A 15,799-nucleotide genomic window follows, 5' to 3' on the forward strand; every position below is an offset into this window, starting at 1 on the left:
AATCGGCGTTTTTGGTGTTCAGGGTTTTTTTGGGCCGGGTCGCTTGGGCATAGGTTAACATAAGCTTGGCGCGGTGCTTTATAACCCCGCAAATTTCCTGGGGGGTGCGGGGATGTACGCCCGGCACGTCGACGAAGGTGACGATCGGGATCGCGAAGCAGTCGCAGAAGCGCACGAAACGAGCCGCCTTGCGGCTGGCATCCGAATCGAGCACGCCGGCCAGCACCATCGGCTGGTTGGCGACGAAGCCGACGCTGCGGCCCTCGATACGGCCGAAGCCGGTGACGATGTTTTTCGCAAAATTCTGCTGGATCTCGAAGAAGTCACCCTCGTCGGCAACTTTAAGGATCAACTCTTTGATGTCGTAGGGTTTGTTGGCGTTGTCGGGGATCAGCCTGTCGAGCGACAGATCGTGATCGGTGACCGATTGGTAGCATTCGATCTCGGGAATTTCCGCCGTGTTGGATGCGGGCAGCAGATCGACCAGCCGGCGCATCTGCAGCAGCGCCTCGACGTCATTGTCGTAGGCTCCGTCGGCGATTGAGGACTTCGTCGTGTGGACGGAAGCGCCGCCGAGGCTTTCGGCGGTGACCGTCTCGTCGGTGACGGTCTTCACTACATCCGGCCCGGTGACGAACATGTAGGAGGTGTCGCGGATCATGAAGATGAAGTCGGTCATCGCCGGCGAATAGACGTCGCCGCCGGCGCAAGGGCCCATGATCAGTGAAATCTGCGGAATGACGCCGGAGGCAAGTACATTGCGTTGGAAGATCTCGGCGTAGCCGCCGAGGGCTGCCACGCCTTCCTGGATGCGGGCGCCGCCGGCGTCATAGAGGCCGATGATCGGCGCGCGATTGCGCAGTGCCATCTCCTGCACCTTCACCACCTTTTCGGCATGCGCCTCGGACAGCGAGCCGCCGAACACGGTGAAATCCTTGGCGAAAAGATAGACCGGGCGACCGTTGACGGTGCCCCAGCCGGTAACGACGCCGTCGCCGGCGATCTTGGTTTTCTCCATGCCGAAATCGGTCGAGCGGTGCTCGACATACATGTCGAACTCCTCGAACGAGCCCTCGTCGAGAAAGACGTCTATGCGTTCGCGGGCGGTCAGCTTGCCCTTCTTGTGCTGGGCGTCGATGCGGGCCTGGCCGCCGCCCATGCGGGCGATCTCGCGGCGGCGCTCGAGTTCCTTCAGCACGTCCTTCATGACGGGTCCCCGAAACGGAAAGCTGCATTGTGGTAATCATGCCCGCGAGAGAGCGCAAGCGCCGCTTCCTCATGGCTTTTGCTGCGCTGCAGCATCGGGCCCCTTGCATTTCGATGGGAACTGGGCCATATGCGGCGGCATAGGCGCTTGGGCCGGGATAATCCGGCCTTCTCGACGAATGAGACTGGTTGCGTCTGTTTTCCCTCTTCCCGACAGATCGGCAAGGTGGCGAAAAAGCCCCGTGGCATGATGCCTGCGGGCACGACAGCGCAGCCGTGCGGACGATAATGTCCGCCCGCCTTGTCGTTTCATGACAATTTTCGACGGCAGGTTGCGCCCTGCCGCCCATTGATGTTTGCGGCCAGGAGCCGCATGAAAGAAGAATATTTTGACCAATGAAAACACTTTGACCGGTAAGGACACTGGGGAACTGAACGGTTTCGCCGCACTTGGAATTACCGGCGCACTGCTCAAGGCCACCAATGCCGCCGGCTTTACCGATCCGAAGCCGATCCAGGCCCAGGCGATCCCGCCGCAGCTCGAAGGCCGCGACATTTTCGGCATCGCCCAGACCGGCTCGGGCAAGACGGCGGCGTTCGCGCTGCCGATCCTGTCGAAGATCATCGCGCTTGGCACCAAGCGCCGGCCGAAGACGGCCCGCGCGCTGATCCTGGCGCCGACACGTGAACTCGCGGTGCAGATCGAGGAGATGATCAAGCTGCTCGCCAAGGGCGCGCATGTATCGACCGCGCTCGTGCTGGGCGGCGTCTCGCGCTTCAGCCAGGTGAAGAAGGTTGCGCCCGGCGTCGACATCCTGATCGCAACGCCCGGTCGGCTGACCGACCTTGTGCGTGAAGGCGACCTGATGCTTGCCGACACCAAATGGCTGGTGCTCGACGAAGGCGACCGCATGCTCGACATGGGCTTCATCAACGACGTGAAGCGCATCGCCAAGGCAACGGCGCCGGACCGTCAGACGGTGCTGTTCTCGGCGACTATGCCGGCCGAGATCGCCGAACTGGCGAAAGGCCTGCTGAAGAACCCGATCCGCGTCGAAGTCGCTCCTCACAGCACCGCGGCAGCCGAAATCGTGCAGGGTGTCGTCTTTGCCCGCACCAAGCAGAAGCGCCAGGTGCTGGCCAACATGCTTGCCGGTGAGGCGATGAAGTCCGTCATCATCTTCTCGCGCACCAAGCATGGCGCCGACAGGGTGACCAAGGATCTCGAGCGCGACGGCTTCAAGGCCGCTGTCATCCACGGCAACAAGTCGCAGAATGCCCGTCAGAAGGCACTCAACGATTTCCGTGAGGGTTCGGTGCGCATTCTCGTGGCGACCGACATTGCGGCACGCGGCATCGACGTGCCCGGCATCAGCCATGTGGTGAATTTCGACCTGCCGGACGAGGCGGAGAGCTATGTCCACCGGATCGGCCGCACCGGCCGCAACGGCATGGACGGCATCGCCATCACACTCTGCGACCCGTCTGAAAACAGCAAGCTGCGTCAGGTCGAGCGCATCATCCGCACCAAGCTGCCGATCGTTGCCGACCATCTCGGCAGCCCCGATCCGCAGCGCAATCCCGCCGAGAAGAACGAGCGCAGCTTCGAACCGGCCAATGATCGCAACGACCACAATGGCCGTCGCGACGGCAGGCGGCCCGGCGGCGCAAACAACGGCTTCGGCAAGAAGCGGTTCGGCGACAAGCCGGCCTTTGCGGGCGAGCGCAAGCCGGAAGGCGCCAAGCCCTTCAAGGGCAATAACAAGCGCCGCTTCGGCGGCAAGCGGCCAGCAGCGCGGGCCGCATAATCTGACCGTGTTGCGGTCGGCCAAGCCTGGCTTGGTCACACACGATTGAAGAGGGCGACCGGAGCGATGCTTCGGTCGCCCTCTTGCTTGGGGGCCTTTGGGTCACCTTACCACCGCCTCGATCGACACGACGATCCGCTGCGCGAGGAAAGCCGTGGTCGATGCGACAGCGCGTCGCCGGCAATGACGTGGTTGTCCGGGTCTCCGGTATCGTCGACCGGCACCAATTCATGTGCGGCGCCCCAGCGACCCGCAAACACGATCGCTCGCCCATCACCGATCCTACTCGACTGGCGGCTTGCGGTCGAAATTCAATGGCCGCGCATTCCAGCGGGTGACCGTGCTGATCACCCATCGGCAGAACGGCCTCGGCAGCATCCTGAGCAACTTCAGCGTCCAACTCAGGCGGCGTGGGAAAGTGACTTCGAAGCCGCCGTATTCGATGCCTTGCGCGATGCGGCGCGAGGCCAGATTGACCGGCATCAAGCCCGGCATCGGCAGGAAGTTCTTTTCGGTCAGCCGCGTGTCGACAAAGCCCGGATTAATCACCTGGATGCGGACGTTCATCTTGTCGAAATCGTATTTCAGCGACTCGGCCAGGATATTGACCGCCGCCTTGGTGCCGCCATAGGCGGCGGTGGTGGGCCAGCCGAAATAGGCGGTGACCGAACCGATCAGCACGACGTGGCCGCGCGAGCGCACGCGCATGCGTTCGATGACCGGCAGCAGGCCGTTGATGATGCCAAAATAATTGACTTCGAAAGACCGACGGAAATTGCGCGCCACAAGATCCTCGCCCGGCGTTGCGATATAGCTTCCCGCGTTGAACACTGCCAACACGATCGGACCGAGATCTTTCTCGATCGCCGCAACCGTCTTTGCCATGCGTTTTTCGTCGGTCACGTCGCAGGGAAAGGCTGCGACACGGCCCGCCATCTGCGCCGTTTCGACGATGAGCGTATCGATCGGATGGTCATCTGGCGCAGTCACCGCGACGACATAGCCCCGAGCGGCAAGATCCTTGGCCAGCGAACGGCCGATACCGCTGCTGCCGCCCGTAATCCAGGCGACGCCATGCTTCGGATTGGCCCGATAGAGTGTCATGTTGCGCCCCGCCGGCTCTTCTTAGCCTGTGCTCTACCGGTGAAGAAATCGAATGAAAAGAGTGCTTTTCGGTACATGGTTGAAATGAATACCGATCGGGCGCGCCTGGCTGCAGGAATTGCAGTGTGCGAAATGCGACTGGACCAGGCAAATTCTTGCCTTGAAACCGAAGCTTCGGGTTTCTAGGGTTTCGCCGCACCCACAAAGGAATCTCCATGCCCCGTTCTGTGATCGACGTGATCGGCAACACGCCCCTGATCCGCCTCAACAAGGCCTCGGAAGCAACCGGCTGCGAGATCCTGGGCAAGGCCGAATTCATGAATCCCGGGCAGTCGGTAAAGGACCGCGCCGGCCTGTTTATCATCCGCGATGCGGAGCAGCGCAGGCTGCTGCGGCCCGGCGGAGTCATCGTCGAGGGGACGGCCGGAAATACCGGCATCGGATTGACACTGGTTGCCAAGGCGCTCGGCTACCGCACGGTGATCGTCATTCCCGACACCCAGAGCCAGGAGAAGAAGGATACGATCAAACTGCTCGGCGCCGAGTTGATCGAAGTGCCCGCCGTGCCTTACAAGAACCCGAACAACTACGTGAAGCTGTCGGGCCGGCTGGCCGAGCAGATGGCGAAGAGCGAGCCGAACGGCGCGATCTGGGCCAACCAGTTCGACAATGTCGCCAACCGTGACGGCCATATCCGCACCACGGCCGAAGAAATCTGGAACCAGACCGACGGCAAGGTGGATGGTTTCGTGTCGGCGGTCGGTTCCGGCGGCACTCTGGCAGGCGTCGGTTTCGGGCTGAAGGCCAAAAACAACCAGGTCAAGATCGCGCTGGCCGATCCGCTGGGGGCAGCGCTCTATTCCTTCTACACCAGCGGCGAGCTGAAATCCGAGGGCAGTTCGATCACCGAAGGCATCGGGCAGGGGCGGATCACCGCCAACCTCCAAGGCTTTACACCCGATTTTGCCTTCCAGATCCCCGACGAGGACGCGCTGCCGATCGTATTCGACCTGATCCAGGAGGAGGGGCTTTGCGTTGGCGGTTCGACGGGCATCAACATTGCCGGCGCCATTCGCCTGGCGCGCGAGCTAGGCCCCGGCCACACTATCGTGACCATGCTTTGCGACTACGGCACGCGCTACCAGTCGAAGCTGTTCAATCCTGAATTCCTGCGCGAAAAGAAGCTGCCGGTGCCGGGGTGGATGGAGCAACAGAGCACGATTTCAGTACCGTTCGAAAGGGTTGCGTGATGGCGCACAAGACCGAAGCGCTGTTTCGTGACGACGCCTATCTGGGGACGGCCGACGCCACCGTCGTCGCAGTCAATGATCGCGGCGGCATCATTCTGGACCGGACGGTGTTTTACGCCACATCGGGCGGGCAGCCGGGCGACACCGGCAGCCTCGAACGCGCCGACGGCACCGGCATAGCGATTGCCGCTACGATCACCGGCGAAACCAAGGACGAGATCATCCATGTGCCGGCGCCGGAGCAGGCAGTTCCAAAGGTGGGCGAGCGCATGAGGCTCGCCATCGACTGGCCGCGGCGGCAGTTGCTGATGCGCATGCATTCTGCCTGCCACCTGCTTACCGTCGTCTGTCCGTTCCCGATCACCGGCGCCGCGGTTTCCGAGGACGACAGCCGTATCGATTTCGACATCCCGGATGCCGGCTTTACCAAGGAAGACGTGACGGCCAGACTGATGGAACTGGTGCGAGCCGACCACCCGATCTTCACCCGGCTCATTTCCGACGAGGAACTGGCATCCAATCCGGGCTTGGTGAAATCCAAGAATGTGCGGCCCCCGGCCGGCACGGGAAGGATCCGATTGGTCTGCATCGGCGAGAACGCTTCGATCGACAGCCAGCCTTGCGGCGGCACCCATGTAAAGAGCACCAGCGAAATCGGCGAGATCCATATCGGCAAGATCGAGAAGAAGGGCCGCGAGAACCGGCGCTTCCGCATTCGCTTTGGTCCTATGCCGCCAGCCTGATATAGGACTGCGACGGGCGGGACAGGAGAGAAAAGATGGCCGACGACAGTCCTTTCACCATCGATGCCGATTGGTTACAGAAGCGGCTCGGCGAACCCGGCCTGACGATTGTCGACGCGTCCTGGTATCTGCCGGCGCAAAAGCGTGACGCGCGCGCCGAGTACGACGTAGCGCATATTCCAGGCGCCCGCTTCCTCGACCAGGATGCGGTTTCGGACCCCGACGCGGCTCTGCCGCACACGCTGCCGTCGCCGCAGCATTTCGCGCAATATGTCGGCGCGATGGGTATTTCGGCCGATGACACGATTGTTGTCTATGACGGGCCAGGGTTCTTTTCTGCACCGCGCGCCTGGTGGTTGTTTCGCGTCATGGGCGTGTTCCAGGTCTATATACTCGACGGCGGGTTCGATCGTTGGAAAGCCGCCGGACGGCCGGTGACGGAGGAGCCGACGAAGATCGCGCCTTGCGTTTTTTATGCCAACTTCGATGCCGCCCGCGTCGCCAGCCTTGCCGACATGCGCCGGATCGTCGAGACGGGGGAGAGCCAGATCGCCGACGCGCGCTCGCCTGGCCGTTTTGCCGGCACCGAGCCGGAGCCGCGCCCCGGCATCCGCTCCGGCCATATGCCGGGCGCGCACAACGTGCCATTTTCGGCGCTTTCGGAAAACGGCGAATTGTTGCCGAAGGACAGGCTGCGCAAAGTGATCGAAGGAGCCGGCATCGACCTGTCGAAGCCGGTCGTCACCTCCTGCGGGTCGGGCGTCACCGCGGCAGCTGTCACGCTGGCTTTGGAGACGCTTGGCCATGCCGACAACAGGCTTTATGACGGTTCATGGACCGAATGGGGCGGGCTTTCCGACACGCCCGTCGTGACGGGCAAGGACTGACGGGGATGGAAGACGGATCGCTGGAAGACATCGACGTCACCGTGACGTTTCTCGAAATGCATGTGCCGCCTGCGTATTCGCCGCCGCTGCCGTACAACCGCCAGATCGCGCTGCTCAAGACCAAAGACATTCCGCTGCATTTCTACCGCTATTTGATGGATCGAGTGGGCCGCAAATGGCACTGGGTCAATGTGCTGAGGCTGAGCGACGAGGAGCTTGCGGCGGGCATCCACCGCGAGGACCGCGACATCAGGGTGCTTTATCTGGATGGTGCGCCGGCCGGCTTCTTCGACCTCAAGCCGCATTTGCCGGAGGAAGTGGAACTCGCTTATTTCGGAATGATGGAGCACGCGACCGGGCAAGGCATCGGCCGCTGGTTCCTTGGTGCGGCAATCGCCGCGGCATGGTCGCACGGGCCAAAGCGGGTGACGGTGCAGACCTGCACCCTCGATCACCCAGCAGCACTGCCGCTCTATCAAAAACTCGGCTTTACGCCAGTGGCGCAAAAAAAGGAGGTCGTACATCCGATGTCTTTTGCCGAGCGCGCGGCCAGCGTCATGCGGCCCTGATTTTCAGGCCCGTTCATCCGAGCTTCAGCTTGTCTTGCAATGTCCCAGAGTCTCTGGATCAACACTCAAAGGCGAGCCCGACTTGAATGAGCTTGGCTCTTTCCATATCGCTATCGTCTAAAAACCGATGGGTGATGGAGGATCGCACGATGGCAATACGCGTGGTAATGGCCGGCGCGACCGGCTGGGTCGGCAAAGCGCTGGTTCCGGCGATCGGGGCGCAGGGCGACATGGCGCTGGCCGGGGCTGTATCACGCAGCGGCGCGGGGCAGGATTCCGGTCTGCTGGTTGGTATGCCGGCTAATGGTATTGCCGTTTCGGCCTCGCTGGCCGAGGCGCTGGAGGCGCCGTCGGACGTGCTGGTCGACTTCACCAAGCCGCTTGTCGTGAAAGACCATGTGCTGCTCGCCATCGACAACGGACGGCATACGGTGATCGGCACGTCGGGACTGGGAGCTGCCGATTATGCCGAGATCGACGCCGCGGCGCGCGCTAATGGCGTCGGCGTCGTTGCCGCCGGCAACTTTTCCATCACCGCCACGCTGATGAAGCGGTTTGCACTTATGGCGGCAAAATACGTGCCGGATGTCGAGGTCATCGATTATGCTAGTGCAAAGAAGCCCGACGCGCCCTCCGGAACCGCACGAGAGCTTGCTGAAGCGCTGGCCGACATCCGCAAGGCCTCAACGGCAAAGCCGGTCTCCGAGGTCTCCGGCGTGCCGGCCACACGCGGTGGTGCGGTCGGCGCAGGCGAGGGGGTGCAAGTGCACGCGCTTCGCCTGCCGTCCTACATCCTGTCCTGCGAGGCGCTGTTCGGTCTGCCAGACGAGCGGCTGACCATACGCCACGACGCCGGCTCGTCCGCGGCGCCTTACGTGGCGGGCACGCTGCTCGCCATCAGACGGGTACAGCAGATCAAAGGTCTGGTTCGTGGTCTCGACGCGCTGATGGATTGATCCATTTCGGCAGGAATCGGGTGGGAAACGCTGTCTTGCGAGCATAATTTCCGGTCGACGACACCGGAGATTTTGCCATGACGCTAAAATTCAAAGCCTTGCCAACCAATGCTGTCCGGGCACTTCAGCGCGGCGGGCCGGATGCTTATGGCTTGAAGCCAGAGCGGCAAATTTCGGATGGCGACGGCGTGCCTTGCCGTCATTGCTTGAAAAATATTGCTTTGGGAGAAGCCTATCTTGTTTTGGCCTATCGACCTTTTCCGGAGCTGCAGCCTTATGCCGAAACGGGGCCGATCTTTCTGCATGCGAAAGAATGCGAACGCGCCGCCGAGGGGAAAATGCTTCCCGAAATGCTCGAAAGCAGCGATTACATTGTGCGCGGTTATGGCAAGGACGACCGCATCGTTTACGGCAGCGGCGGCGTCATTCCGACCGACGCCATTGCCGCACGGGCAGAGACGTTGTTCGAACGCGACGACATCGCTTACGTCCACATCCGCTCGGCGCGCAACAATTGCTATCAGTGCCGGATCGACCGCGCGTAACCGGACAGGCTGCACCGGCTTGGCTGTCGTACTCCCGTCGCATACCAGCGGTAGAAAGAGACTGTCGATCGATTTGCCGACCGCGGATGAACCGGCGGGAATTTTCGACAACCGAGGAAGCGGGGCTTTGGCTCCGCTTTTTTGTTGTCCGGTTATTCCGCGCGCCCGACACTTTTCAGTTTTTCGACATAAGAAAAACCCGTCGGACGAATCCGACGGGCACTGGAGAGGCAGATTCGGAAGCTCAGGCGGCGAGAACGGCCTTCGGCTCGACCAGCTCGTAACCGAGCGCTTCGGCCACCGCGCGATTCGTGATCTTGCCCTTGTGGACGTTCAGCCCGTTGCGCAGATGGTGGTCGTCTACCAGCGCCTTGAGGCCCTTGTCGGCGAGCTGCAGGCCATAATGCAGCGTCGCATTATTGAGCGCGTGGGCCGAGGTGACCGGCACCGCACCCGGCATGTTGGCGACGCAATAGTGGATGACGCCGTCGACCTCATAGGTCGGCTCGGCATGGGTGGTGGCGTGCGAGGTCTCGAAGCAGCCGCCCTGGTCGATGGCGACGTCGACCAGCACGGCGCCTTTCTTCATGCCCGACAGCATCTCGCGCGTCACCAGCTTGGGCGCTGCTGCCCCCGGGATCAGCACGGCGCCGACGACGATGTCAGCCGAAAAACATTCTTCTTCCAGCGCCTCGACGGTCGAGTAGCGGGTGTGGACGCGGCCGCCAAAGATGTCGTCGAGCTGACGCAGGCGCGGGATCGAGCGGTCAATGATGGTGACGTCGGCGCCAAGGCCGGCGGCCATCCGTGCAGCATGCAGGCCGACGACGCCGCCGCCGAGCACGGTTACCTTGCCGGGGAGCACGCCGGGCACGCCGCCAAGCAGCACCCCGCGGCCGCCATTGGCCTTTTGCAGCGCCGTTGCACCCGCCTGGATCGACAGGCGGCCGGCAACTTCCGACATCGGCGCCAAGAGCGGCAGACCGCCGCGCTCGTCGGTGACGGTCTCGTAGGCTATCGCGGTCACGCCGGAGGCCAGCAGGCCCTTGGTCTGCTCCGGATCCGGGGCAAGATGCAGATAGGTATAGAGGATCTGGCCGTCGCGGAGCTGAACCCATTCGTTGGGCTGCGGCTCCTTGACCTTCACGATCATGTCGGACTTGGCAAAAACGTCGGCTGCCGTCTTGGCGATCGTGGCGCCGGCGGCACGATACGCGTTGTCGTCGGCGCCGAAGCCGGCGCCGGCGCCGGTCTCGATCAACACTTCATGGCCATGCGCGACATATTCGCGGACCGAACCCGGCGTCAGGCCGACGCGATATTCGTGATTCTTGATTTCCCGGGGGCAGCCGATGCGCATCGTTCTTCTCCTGATCAGGCCCTTTGGGGCTCGTTCCCTGTCTAGAGATAGTGAACCACGAATCGTTCGGTAAGTGTTTGCGAATGCGCTTGCCTGAGAAGCCACTGTTCGATAATCGTTGCGCGAAACATTAGAATTGTCGCAGGAACCCGCAAAAATGCCGCTCGACAGGATTGATATCGCCATTCTCGAGACGTTGCAGAAGGATGGGCGGATACCCAACGCAGCGCTCGCCGAGAAGGTCGGCCTGTCCCAGTCGGCCTGCTCGCGGCGGCTGGACAATCTGGAGAAATCCGGAACCATCCGCGGCTATCACGCCCGGCTGTCCAACGCTGCACTTGGGCACCAGATGACGGCGATCGTGCATATATCGCTGTCCGGGCAATTCGAGAAGACGTTGTCGGATTTCGAGGCAGCGATAAAGCGCTGCCCGAACGTCTTGTCCTGCCATTTGATGTCGGGCGAATATGACTACATCCTGCGCATAGCGGCAAAGGATCTCGTCGACTACGAACGTATCCACAAGGAGTGGCTGTCGGCAATGCCGCATGTGACGAAGATCAATTCGTCCTTTGCCTTGCGCGAAATCGTCGATCGCACAGCCGTGGGAATGAAGCCTGAACTCGCCTAGGCCCCGAACTCGCCTAGGCCTTGGATGCCTCAGTCACCACACGGTCCATCGGAATATCGTGCGGCTGCGGGTAGATGGTGGTGATGCGCTGCAACTCGTAGCCGACGCCGATGACCAGCGGCTTGAACGGCATCGCGGCAAGCGTGCGATCGAAGAAGCCGCCGCCATAACCCAAGCGGAACTGCCCGGGATCGATGCCGACGATCGGCGAAATGACGACGTCGGGCAACACCGGATCACCGTCAGCCGGTATCGGGATATTCCAGACGCCCTTCTCCAGCCGGTCTCCGTGGGCATAGGCGCGAAAGACAAGCGGCCGGTCTTTCTCGACGACGACGGGCAACGCCGTGCGCCCGCCTCGCGCGTTAACGGTTTCCATCCAAGGGCGCAGGTCCGGCTCGCCGCGAAACGGCCAGTAGAGGCTGACCAAACGGCCGGCGATGTCGCCGATCACCGCGTCGAGCCCTTCGGCAATACGCTGCGACATAGCTGCGCGCGTGTCGGCTGAAACGGCAAGGCGGGATGCGATCAACCGCTCGCGCTCGGCCTTGCGCCAGCGCCTTACGTCGGTCCAGTCGGATAGCGGCGCTTGGAACTCCGGATCGAGCTCGTGCATAAAACAAGGCGGCGAGGCGTACTGCGCTGAGCCTTCGTCTTCATCGCTAGCCATGCTTCACCTGCAATATACAGTTCCAACCAAGTAGTATCCTGGACGCAGGCTATATCCGGGAACGAGTCCGCAGCATGCGTATTCACGACATCAAGCGACGACTCCCAGGTAGTTGCAGCGCAGGCATTGCTGCACTGCACAACGATACTTACATCAGCCTTGGCGAGAGGGATGAGTGAGATGAACACAGCCAACCATCGCGTCGTCGTCGTAGGTGCCGGTTTCGGCGGCCTCGAGTTCACCCGCGCACTAGCCGGCTCGCCGGTGCGCATCACGATGATCGACAGGCGCAATCATCACCTTTTTCAGCCGCTGCTCTACCAGGTGGCGACGACGGCGCTGGCCACCTCCGAAGTCGCCTGGCCGATCCGCCATCTTCTGCGCAGGCGCAAGGACGTGACGACGCTGCTCGCCACCGTTACCGGCATCGACCGCACCGGCAAGCGCGTGCTGCTGCAGGACGGCGGCACGGTCGCTTACGACACGCTGGTGCTGGCCACCGGCGCGCGGCACGCCTATTTCGGCCATGACGAATGGGAACCGTTCGCCCCTGGCCTGAAGACGCTGGAGGACGCCACCACCATTCGACGGCGTATTCTTTTGGCTTTCGAGCAGGCCGAGCGGGAAACCGATCCCGCCCAGCGCCAGGCATTGCTGACCCTGGCGATCGTCGGCGGCGGGCCGACCGGCGTGGAACTGGCCGGCACCATTGCCGAGCTGGCGCACGACACGCTGCGCGGCGAGTTCCGCAACATCGACACGCGGCAGACGCGTGTGGTGCTGATTGAGGCCGGTGACCGCATCCTCTCCAATTTCGCTCCCGAACTCTCCGATTATGCAACGAAGGCGCTCGAACGGCTCGGCGTGACCGTCGAACTCGGCCGGGCGGTTACGCGCTGCGATGCCGAGGGTGTCGTCTTCGGCGACACACATTTGCCGGCCAGGACAATCCTGTGGGCGGCGGGCGTCGCCGCTTCGCCGGCCGCCGAATGGCTCGGCGCGGCAGCGGACCGCGCGGGCAGGGTGCTTGTCGAGCCCGACTTGAGAGTGCCGGGAAACCCGGAGATTTTCGTCATCGGTGACGCAGCGCACGTCCTGCGGCCGGATGGCCGGCTGGTGCCGGGCGTCGCGCCCGCCGCCAAGCAGCAGGGACGGCATGTCGCCGCGACGATCAAGGCAAGGCTTACCGGTGACACGATACCGCGTCCTTTCAGCTACAGGCATGACGGCGACCTGGCGACGATCGGCAAGCGCGCCGCGGCCATCGATTTCGGCTGGATCAAGCTTACCGGCCGGCTTGCCTGGTGGCTATGGGGCTTGGCGCATATCTACTTCCTGATCGGCTTTCGTAACCGGCTTGCGGTTTCCCTGAGTTGGCTATGGATCTACTTCACCGGTCAGCGCAGCGCGCGGCTGATCACGCAGGGCGACGACGACAAGGGCTGATTGTTCGCTGCCGGACATTCATCGGCGCGTCACCTCCTCTTGATGGAATCGGCTTCTGGACTCGACTGGATTTCGGCGCGAAGCTTTGCTTCGGGCAGGACTTGTCACGTCGTGGAAGAAAGAGAAAACGAATGTCCCAATTGCGCCACCTCGTCTCACGCCGCGATTTCCTCGCCGGCGTCGCCGCCAGCGGAGCGCTGATCATGCTGCACCCGTTCTCCGCCCGGGCTCAAGCCAATCAGGCGCATCTGAGGATTATGGAGACGACCGACATCCACGTGAATGTGCTGCCTTACGACTACTACGCCGACAAAGCTAACGACACGATGGGGCTGTCGCGAACGGCATCGTTGATTGAAGCCGTGCGCAAGGAAGCAACCAACGCGATGCTGATCGATAATGGCGACCTTCTGCAAGGTAACCCGATGGGCGACTACATCGCCTACGAGAGGGGGATGAAGGATGGCGATCTGCATCCGGTCATGAAGGGCATGAACCTGCTCGGCTACGAATGCTCGACGCTCGGCAACCACGAGTTCAACTACGGCCTGTCGTTCATGGACAAGGTGCTGGCCGGTGCCAATTTCCCGTTTGTCTGCGCGAATTTGATCCGCGGCACGGAGCTCGCCGCGAACCCGCGCGACGACAGGCTTTATCTCAAGCCTTACGTCATCCTCGACAGGAAGATCAAAGACGGGTCGGGCGCCGAGCAACCGATCAGGATCGGCATCATCGGCTTCGTGCCGCCGCAGATCATGGTCTGGGACCTGAAAAATCTCGAGGGCAGCGTCAAAACACGCGACATCGTCGAGGCGGCCAAGGCGTGGGTGCCGCAAATGAAGGAAGAAGGCGCCGACATCGTCATTGCGCTCTCCCATTCCGGCATCGACGTGAAGCAAAGTGACATGATGGAGAACGCCTCCTTCTTCGTTGCCGGTGTCGAAGGTATCGATGCGGTGTTCACCGGTCACCAGCATCTGGTCTTCCCCGGCAAGAAGGACTTTCAGTCGCTGGAAGCCGTCGATACGGCGAAAGGCACGTTGCAAGGCAAGCCCGCCGTCATGGCCGGCTTCTGGGGCTCGCACATGGGGCTGATCGATCTGTTGCTGGAGCGCGACGGATCGACGTGGAAAATCGTCTCGGCGACCTCTGAGGCCAGGCCGATCTTTGAGCGGGTCGACAAAACGAACAAGCCGACCGTCGCGGACGACCAGCGCATCATCGACGCGCTCAAACAGGACCACGAGGCGACGCTTGCCTATGTGCGCCGGCCGGTCGGCAAAACCTCGGCGCCGCTCTATTCCTATTTTGCGCTGGTCGCCGATGATCCATCGGTGCAGATCGTCAGCCAGGCGCAGACCTGGTATTTGAAGGACATCCTGAAGAACACAGAGTGGAAGGATATGCCGCTGTTGTCGGCGGCGGCACCGTTCAAGGCCGGCGGGCGCAACGGCGCCGACTATTACACCGACGTGGCGGTGGGCGATATCGCCATCAAGAACGTCGCCGATCTCTACCTCTATCCAAACACGGTGCGCGCCGTTGAAATCACCGGGGCAGAGGTGAAGGAATGGCTGGAAATGTCGGCCGGCATCTTCAACCGGATCGAACCGGGCAAAGCCGACCAGGCGCTCATCAACACTGACTTCCCATCCTATAATTTCGACGTGATCGACGGCGTCACATACAAGATCGATCTGTCGCAGCCACCGAAATATGATTCGAAGGGCGGGCTGGTGAATGCTGGCTCGACCCGCATCATTGACTTGATGTTCGACGGCAAACCGATTGACCCCAAGCGGAAATTCGTCGTCGCCACCAACAACTACCGAGCCGGCGGCGGGGGCAATTTCCCGGAGATCAATGCCTCGAAGATCATCTACGAAGCGCCCGACACCAACCGCGATGTGATCGTGCGCTATATCGTCAGCAAAGGCACCATCAACCCGTCGGCGGACGCCAACTGGTCGTTTGCGCCACTGCCGGGAACCCGCGTCGTATTCGAGACCGGCGCCAAGGCGAAGGAGTTTATTGCGCAAGTGAAGTCGCTGAAGATCGAGCCGGCGGGCGAGGGCGAAGCGGGCTTTGCAAAATACCGCATCACTCTTTGAGGCGAGGATTTGAACGTCGGCTCGAAACTGTCTCAGCGTTAAGATACTGCCCCGATACGGCCAATCCGTTTGAGACAGGGGGCCTCTTCAAGCAGGTGGTGCGAAACGCCGCTTGACGGCGGCATGACCGGATCCAGCGCGTCCGTCGAAATCCCGCCGGAATAATGGTGTGGCAGTCGGTCGATCGAGGCGGGAAGCGGTCGTCGAAGCCGAGCGGGGTTATCTTTCCAAGGCGCCCTGTGGCGGTAGCGCCATTCTGGCCAGCAAGCATCGCAGCAGACAGACCACAAAGGCCATTAAATTCGGGGAAGGGTCCCCAGCAGCGTTGGAATCGCTATGGTTGCAACCGTCCATATGCGCTAGTTTTAGTCATGCGTTATGTCATCGTCATCACGACTGTCACCTTTTTCCTGATCTGGGACGGCATTTACAACCAAGGCCGCTACCTCGACAGGACGGTCAGGGAGGTGACCCGCATCGTGCACTATGTAACGAGCATGGTGTAGTTTCTCT

15 protein-coding genes and 1 pseudogene are annotated in these 15,799 nt (G+C 61.9%); 11 read left to right on the plus strand and 5 right to left on the minus strand.

Features of this window, described 5'->3' with window-relative positions; all coding sequences use genetic code 11:
• Positions 1–1,207 (minus strand): acyl-CoA carboxylase subunit beta (locus NKH49_RS26765; RefSeq protein ID WP_352928663.1); only part of this gene is annotated, 1,207 nt, incomplete at its 3' end.
• Between the two features lie 388 nt (positions 1,208–1,595).
• Between NKH49_RS26765 and NKH49_RS26770 the strand changes: the two genes are divergently transcribed.
• Positions 1,596–3,014: a DEAD/DEAH box helicase gene (locus NKH49_RS26770; RefSeq protein WP_352928665.1), complete on the plus strand. Its 1,419-nt coding sequence runs from the start codon at positions 1,596–1,598 to the stop codon at positions 3,012–3,014.
• A gap of 102 nt (positions 3,015–3,116) precedes the next feature.
• Here the strand turns inward: NKH49_RS26770 and NKH49_RS26775 are convergent.
• Positions 3,117–3,268 (minus strand): annotated as a pseudogene (locus tag NKH49_RS26775) (alpha/beta hydrolase); the annotation flags it as partial.
• Between the two features lie 28 nt (positions 3,269–3,296).
• The gene (locus tag NKH49_RS26780) at positions 3,297–4,118 is read right to left on the minus strand and encodes an SDR family oxidoreductase (protein ID WP_352502944.1); all 822 of its coding nucleotides are present in this window, start codon (positions 4,116–4,118) and stop codon (positions 3,297–3,299) included.
• A 215-nt stretch (positions 4,119–4,333) separates the two neighbouring features.
• On the opposite strand from NKH49_RS26780, the gene NKH49_RS26785 reads away from it, so the two are divergent.
• From NKH49_RS26785 to NKH49_RS26810, 6 genes are all read left to right on the plus strand, one after another.
• Complete coding sequence (locus NKH49_RS26785; protein ID WP_352457507.1) at positions 4,334–5,368, plus strand: cysteine synthase A; 1,035 nt, start codon at positions 4,334–4,336, stop codon at positions 5,366–5,368.
• A complete protein-coding gene (locus tag NKH49_RS26790) occupies positions 5,368–6,111 on the plus strand; it encodes an alanyl-tRNA editing protein (protein WP_023675105.1) in 744 nt (247 codons plus the stop codon). Before NKH49_RS26785 ends, NKH49_RS26790 begins: the two co-directional genes overlap by 1 nt.
• Positions 6,112–6,146: 35 nt before the next feature.
• Positions 6,147–6,998 (plus strand): 3-mercaptopyruvate sulfurtransferase, encoded by an 852-nt coding sequence (gene sseA, locus NKH49_RS26795; protein WP_352928667.1) that lies wholly within the window; start codon positions 6,147–6,149, stop codon positions 6,996–6,998.
• Between the two features lie 5 nt (positions 6,999–7,003).
• Positions 7,004–7,567, plus strand: coding sequence for a GNAT family N-acetyltransferase (locus NKH49_RS26800; protein ID WP_352448953.1), 564 nt, complete (start codon positions 7,004–7,006; stop codon positions 7,565–7,567).
• Between the two features lie 149 nt (positions 7,568–7,716).
• On the plus strand, positions 7,717–8,523 hold the full coding sequence (dapB, locus tag NKH49_RS26805) for a 4-hydroxy-tetrahydrodipicolinate reductase (protein ID WP_352928669.1): 807 nt from the start codon (positions 7,717–7,719) through the stop codon (positions 8,521–8,523).
• Between the two features lie 77 nt (positions 8,524–8,600).
• The gene (locus NKH49_RS26810; RefSeq protein ID WP_352471826.1) at positions 8,601–9,068 is read left to right on the plus strand and encodes a DUF1203 domain-containing protein; all 468 of its coding nucleotides are present in this window, start codon (positions 8,601–8,603) and stop codon (positions 9,066–9,068) included.
• A 244-nt stretch (positions 9,069–9,312) separates the two neighbouring features.
• Here NKH49_RS26810 and ald read toward each other — a convergent pair whose 3' ends face one another.
• Positions 9,313–10,428 carry an alanine dehydrogenase gene (gene ald, locus NKH49_RS26815; RefSeq protein WP_352928671.1) on the minus strand — a complete coding sequence of 372 codons (1,116 nt, stop codon included), beginning with the start codon at positions 10,426–10,428 and terminating at the stop codon, positions 9,313–9,315.
• A gap of 157 nt (positions 10,429–10,585) precedes the next feature.
• Between ald and NKH49_RS26820 the strand changes: the two genes are divergently transcribed.
• Positions 10,586–11,059 (plus strand): Lrp/AsnC family transcriptional regulator, encoded by a 474-nt coding sequence (locus NKH49_RS26820; RefSeq protein ID WP_023675099.1) that lies wholly within the window; start codon positions 10,586–10,588, stop codon positions 11,057–11,059.
• Between the two features lie 13 nt (positions 11,060–11,072).
• On the opposite strand, the gene NKH49_RS26825 is transcribed toward NKH49_RS26820, so the two are convergent.
• Positions 11,073–11,729: a 5-formyltetrahydrofolate cyclo-ligase gene (locus NKH49_RS26825; RefSeq protein ID WP_352471829.1), complete on the minus strand. Its 657-nt coding sequence runs from the start codon at positions 11,727–11,729 to the stop codon at positions 11,073–11,075.
• Between the two features lie 180 nt (positions 11,730–11,909).
• Here NKH49_RS26825 and NKH49_RS26830 point away from each other — a divergent pair, with 180 nt between their 5' ends.
• The 3 genes from NKH49_RS26830 (at position 11,910) to NKH49_RS26840 (ending at position 15,792) form a co-directional block, all read left to right on the plus strand.
• Positions 11,910–13,175: an NAD(P)/FAD-dependent oxidoreductase gene (locus NKH49_RS26830; RefSeq protein WP_352928673.1), complete on the plus strand. Its 1,266-nt coding sequence runs from the start codon at positions 11,910–11,912 to the stop codon at positions 13,173–13,175.
• Between the two features lie 131 nt (positions 13,176–13,306).
• On the plus strand, positions 13,307–15,286 hold the full coding sequence (locus NKH49_RS26835; RefSeq protein WP_352471831.1) for a bifunctional 2',3'-cyclic-nucleotide 2'-phosphodiesterase/3'-nucleotidase: 1,980 nt from the start codon (positions 13,307–13,309) through the stop codon (positions 15,284–15,286).
• A gap of 371 nt (positions 15,287–15,657) precedes the next feature.
• Positions 15,658–15,792 (plus strand): hypothetical protein, encoded by a 135-nt coding sequence (locus NKH49_RS26840; RefSeq protein ID WP_292655342.1) that lies wholly within the window; start codon positions 15,658–15,660, stop codon positions 15,790–15,792.
• Positions 15,793–15,799: the final 7 nt, after the last annotated feature.

The organism is Mesorhizobium sp. M1088 (genome assembly GCF_040318575.1).
GTDB lineage: Bacteria > Pseudomonadota > Alphaproteobacteria > Rhizobiales > Rhizobiaceae > Mesorhizobium.